5 protein-coding genes are annotated in these 4,534 nt (G+C 70.7%); 2 read left to right on the top strand and 3 right to left on the bottom strand.

Features of this window, described 5'->3' with window-relative positions; translation table 11 throughout:
- Nucleotides 1–66: 66 nt before the first annotated feature.
- The 3 genes from ACFWEP_RS32095 to ilvA form a co-directional block, all read right to left on the bottom strand.
- Nucleotides 67–921, bottom strand: coding sequence for an ABC transporter permease (locus tag ACFWEP_RS32095; RefSeq protein ID WP_387375426.1), 855 nt, complete (start codon nt 919–921; stop codon nt 67–69).
- A complete protein-coding gene (locus ACFWEP_RS32090; RefSeq protein WP_387375424.1) occupies nt 918–1,967 on the bottom strand; it encodes an ATP-binding cassette domain-containing protein in 1,050 nt (349 codons plus the stop codon). The genes ACFWEP_RS32095 and ACFWEP_RS32090 overlap by 4 nt, the downstream gene beginning before the upstream one ends.
- 313 nt (nt 1,968–2,280) lie before the next feature.
- Nucleotides 2,281–3,513: a threonine ammonia-lyase gene (gene ilvA, locus ACFWEP_RS32085; protein WP_387375422.1), complete on the bottom strand. Its 1,233-nt coding sequence runs from the start codon at nt 3,511–3,513 to the stop codon at nt 2,281–2,283.
- 179 nt (nt 3,514–3,692) lie between these two features.
- Between ilvA and ACFWEP_RS32080 the strand changes: the two genes are divergently transcribed.
- Both ACFWEP_RS32080 and ACFWEP_RS32075 read left to right on the top strand, forming a co-directional pair.
- The gene (locus ACFWEP_RS32080; RefSeq protein ID WP_387375420.1) at nt 3,693–4,223 is read left to right on the top strand and encodes a MarR family winged helix-turn-helix transcriptional regulator; all 531 of its coding nucleotides are present in this window, start codon (nt 3,693–3,695) and stop codon (nt 4,221–4,223) included.
- A gap of 58 nt (nt 4,224–4,281) precedes the next feature.
- Nucleotides 4,282–4,473, top strand: a complete 192-nt coding sequence (locus tag ACFWEP_RS32075; protein ID WP_266708441.1) for a DUF1059 domain-containing protein — start codon at nt 4,282–4,284, stop codon at nt 4,471–4,473.
- Nucleotides 4,474–4,534: the final 61 nt, after the last annotated feature.

Raw genomic sequence — 4,534 nt, 5'->3', positions numbered from 1 at the left:
CTCCCGAGGAGTCCGCCGACCGGGGCTTTCGCGTGCGGGACGTACCCGAGGTGCGGGTACGTCCGGTCAGCTGGCCGCCCGGCGGTACTTGCGGACCGAGAGCGTCCGGAAGACCACGATGATCACGGCGGACCAGATCAGCGACGCCCACACCGGGTGCTGCATCGGCCAGGCGTCGGACGGGGAGACACCCGGGTTCCCGAACAGCTTGCGGCACGCCTGGACGGTCGCGCTGAACGGGTTCCAGTCGGCGATCGGCTGGAGCCACGACGCCATCTGACTGGAGTCGACGAACGCGTTCGAGATGAACGTGACCGGGAAGAGCCAGATCAGTCCTCCCGAGGTGGCGGCCTCCGGGGTCCGGACGGAGAGGCCGATCAGCGCGCCGATCCACGAGAAGGCGTACCCGAGCAGCAGGAGCAGCCCGAACGCCCCGATGGCCTTGGGTACTCCGTTGTGGATGCGCCAGCCGACCAGGAGGGCGACGACCACCAGCACCAGCACGGTGAGGGTGGTCTGTACGAGGTCGGCGATGGTCCGCCCGGTGAGCACCGCCCCCCGCGCCATGGGCAGGGAGCGGAACCGGTCGACGAGGCCCTTGTGCATGTCGTCCGCGATGCCCGCCCCGGCGCCCGCGGTGGCGAAGGTGACGGTCTGGGCGAAGATGCCCGCCATCAGGAAGTTGCGGTAGACCTCGGGGGAGGTCGAGCCGCCGACGTTCATCGAGCCACCGAAGACGTAGCTGAACAGCACCACGAACATGATCGGCTGGATGAGCCCGAAGAGGACCACCTCGGGGATGCGGGTCATCCGGATCAGGTTGCGTTTGGCGATCACGAGGGAGTCGCCGACGGACTGGACGATGCCGCCGGAAGGGCGGGGGGCCAGGGTCGTGCGGACCTCTTCCGAGCGGGTGGTCACCGTGCGTCCTCCTTCGCGTCCCCGGCCACCGACGAGCCGCCGGCGCTGCCACCGCTGCTGCCTCTCCCGCCGCTGCCGTCCTCGCCGTTCCCGTTCTCGGCAGCCGCCTCGGCCGCGTGTCCGGTGAGCGAGATGAAGACGTCGTCCAGGGTGGGGCGGCGCAGTCCGATGTCGTCGATCTCCACGTCCCGGTCGTCCAGGTCGCGGATCACCTCGGCGAGGAGTTTCGCGCCGCCGGTGACCGGGACGGTCAGTTTGCGCATGTGCCGGACGACGGTGACCTCGCCCTCGCCGTAGCGGGCGAGTGCGTCGCGGGCCGGTTCGATCTCTTCCGGGCGGTGCACGACGACCTCGACGCGTTCGCCGCCCGTACGGGCCTTGAGCTGGTCGGACGTACCGCGCGCGATGACCTTGCCGTGGTCGATGACGCAGATGTCGTGGGCGAGGTGGTCGGCCTCTTCGAGGTACTGCGTGGTCAGCAGCAGAGTCGTTCCGCCACGGACCAGTTCCTCGATGACCTCCCAGAGCTGCTGGCGGTTGCGGGGGTCGAGCCCGGTGGTCGGTTCGTCCATGAACATGACGGGCGGCCGGACCACGAGCGCGGCCGCGAGGTCGAGCCGCCGCCGCATGCCGCCGGAGTACGTCTTGGTGGTCCGGTCGGCCGCGTCGGTGAGGTGGAAACGCTCCAGCAGCTCCGCCGCCCGTTTCTTCGCCTCGCGGGCGCGCATCTGGTAGAGCCGGGCGACCATCTGGAGGTTCTCCCGGCCGGTCAGGTACTCGTCGACCGCGGCGAACTGTCCGGACAGCCCGATGGAGCGGCGTACCTCGTTGGGCTTGGCCAGGACGTCGATGCCCGCGACCTCCGCCCGTCCGCTGTCGGGCCGCAGCAGGGTGGTGAGGACACGCACCGCGGTCGTCTTGCCGGCGCCGTTGGGCCCGAGGAGACCGAGAACGGTTCCCTCGGGGACGTCGAAATCGACGCCGTCGAGCGCTCGTACGTCGCCGAAGGTCTTCACGAGACCTTCGGCGTGGATCGCACCTGGCACAGCGGATACCCCCATCTGCTGTCGGACGGTCCGCCGTCGGACGGACCGGTTGCCCGTTCACGTGACTACGGTGCGAATCCTAGGTCGTTTCCGGCCATGCGCGTCGGACCGGCGGCGGTGTCCGGTGCGGTGCGTCCCGAGACGGAGGCCCGCCCGTGTACGGGACGGGGCGAAGTGCCGTACCGGGCACCGGCCACCCGACGAGCACGGGCGGACACGGCCCGGGGACGGGCGGCACCCCGCGTCCGGCGGACACGGGCCGGTCCTCGCGATCGCGTGGCGGCCGGTCGGCCACCCGGGCGTGGGGCCCGGCTCACTCCACGATGAGGTGGCCGGCGCCCCTGAGGACGGCGGCGACCTCCTCGCAGTGTTCCGGGCCCTTGGTCTCCAGGTGCAGCTCGACCTCCGCCTCGGTGAGGCCGAGGCGCGGTTCGGTCCGTACGTGGCTGATGTCGAGCACGTTCGCGTCGGACCCGGACAGGGTGGCCAGCAGCGCGGCGAGCGCGCCGGGCCGGTCCACGATCCGCACCCGCAGGCTCAGGTAGCGGCCGGCGGCGGCCAGTCCGTGGCGGAGGATGCGCTGCATGAGCAGCGGGTCCACGTTTCCGCCGGAGAGCACGGCGACGACGGGCCCCCGGAAGGACTTCGGGTCGCTGAGCAGCGCGGCGACCGGACTGGCGCCCGCGGGTTCGACCACGAGCTTGGCCCGCTCCAGGCAGAGCAGCAGGGCGCTGGAGAGCTCGTCCTCGGTGACCGTGCGGACCTCGTCCACCAGCTCCTGGATCAGGCGGAACGGTACGTCACCCGGGCGGCCGACCTTGATGCCGTCGGCCATCGTCTGGGGCACCGCCTCCAGCGCGACGGGGTGCCCGGCGGCCAGCGAGGGCGGGTACGCGGCGGCTCCGGCCGCCTGCACTCCGATGATCTTCACGTCGGGGCGGAGCGCCTTGACCGCGACGGCGATGCCGGCCGCCAGTCCGCCGCCGCCGATACCGACCACGATGGTGCGGACCTCGGGGCACTGTTCGAGGATCTCCAGACCGACGGTGCCCTGGCCCGCGATGATGTCGGGGTGGTCGAAGGGGTGGATGAAGACCGCTCCGGCCCGCTCCGCGTACTCCTGCGCGGCGGCCAGCGTCTCGTCGACGACCTGGCCGTGCAACCGGACCTCGGCACCGTACTCGCGGGTCGCCGCGACCTTGGGGAGGGGTGCGCCGACCGGCATGAAGACCGTGGAGCGTACGCCGAGCAGAGAAGAGGCGAGTGCGACACCCTGCGCATGGTTTCCGGCGCTCGCGGCGACGACTCCGCCCGCCCGTTCCTCCGGTGTCAGTCCGGCGATGCGCACGTAGGCGCCGCGCAGCTTGAAGGAGCCGGTGCGCTGGAGGTTCTCGCACTTGAACTGGACGGGGGCACCGACGAGCTCCGACAGGTGGCGGCTGCCCTCCATCGCGGTCGTTCTGGCCACTCCGGACAGTATTTTCTGGGCGCCCCGGACGTCGTCCAGGATCAGCGACGGGAAGGGGGCGGACGTACGGAAGCTCATGACCGCCAGTCTCGCAGCTCGCCGCTCGCCCGCCTTCCGGGTGCTCCGGCGGGGCCCTCGTCCCGGTGCCCGTCCCGCTCTCGGGATACCCCGGATTACATACCCTGGACACAGTCGGCCGCATCGCCGCGTACTGTGTCCCCCACCCATCCGACACCGCACGAAGAGAGCTATTGGCCATGCCCCCTCAGGACATGACGAATGCTGCGTCTCCTTCCGGGGGCGACGTCGCCCCTCAACAGGGGTCCGACCCCGTCGTACTCGACACGCTCCAGCACCAGGTGGCGGTCTTCGCCCGGCGTGCGGAGCAGACCCGTCTCGGTGGCGTCGGCAAGGTCCGCAACTCGATGGACCGGGCCGCCTACCTGCTGCTCAACCGGCTCGACCGGGAAGGCCCGATGGGCGTGAAGGCACTGGCCGCGGGGATGGGTATCGATTCCTCGACAGTGACCCGCCAGGTCGCCCCGCTCGTGGACACCGGACTCGTGAAGCGGACCTCGCACCCGGAGGACGGCAGGGCCGTCGTGCTCCAGCTGTCGCCGCGCGGCCAGGCCCGCCTGGACGAGGTGCGCACCTCCCGCCGCGATCTGATGTCGCAGGTCACGGAGGGCTGGAGCGAGGAGGAGCGGGAGATCTTCTGCACCCTGCTGACCCGCTTCAACGACTCCCTGGCGGTTCGGCAGGCGGCTTATCAGCAGCAAGGGGACTAGTCCGCTTCCGCGAACTATCCTGGGAGTGCTGGCCCACGTGACGGACGAGGAGGCCACCATGACCAGGAAAGTCGCCGACTGCCGGAAGTATCCGAGTGTGTCGGGCTGTTCGCTGACCATCTCCGGCGAAGAGGACGAGGTCGTCCGCGCGGCGACCGAGCACGCCGTCTCGGTCCATGACCACACGGACAGCCCCGAACTGCGTGAACAGGTCAGGGCGTCCCTGGAGGACGAGAAGGTCGCCGTCTGAGAGCCTGCCGGGTTTTCCGCGGGTGTCCGGGCGCACGGTGCCGGGGAACGTTCCCCGGCAC

The organism is Streptomyces sp. NPDC060198, from assembly GCF_042728415.1.
GTDB lineage: Bacteria > Actinomycetota > Actinomycetes > Streptomycetales > Streptomycetaceae > Streptomyces.
The sequence above is the reverse complement of the archived record's forward strand: the minus strand, read 5'-3'. Positions and strand labels throughout refer to the sequence as shown.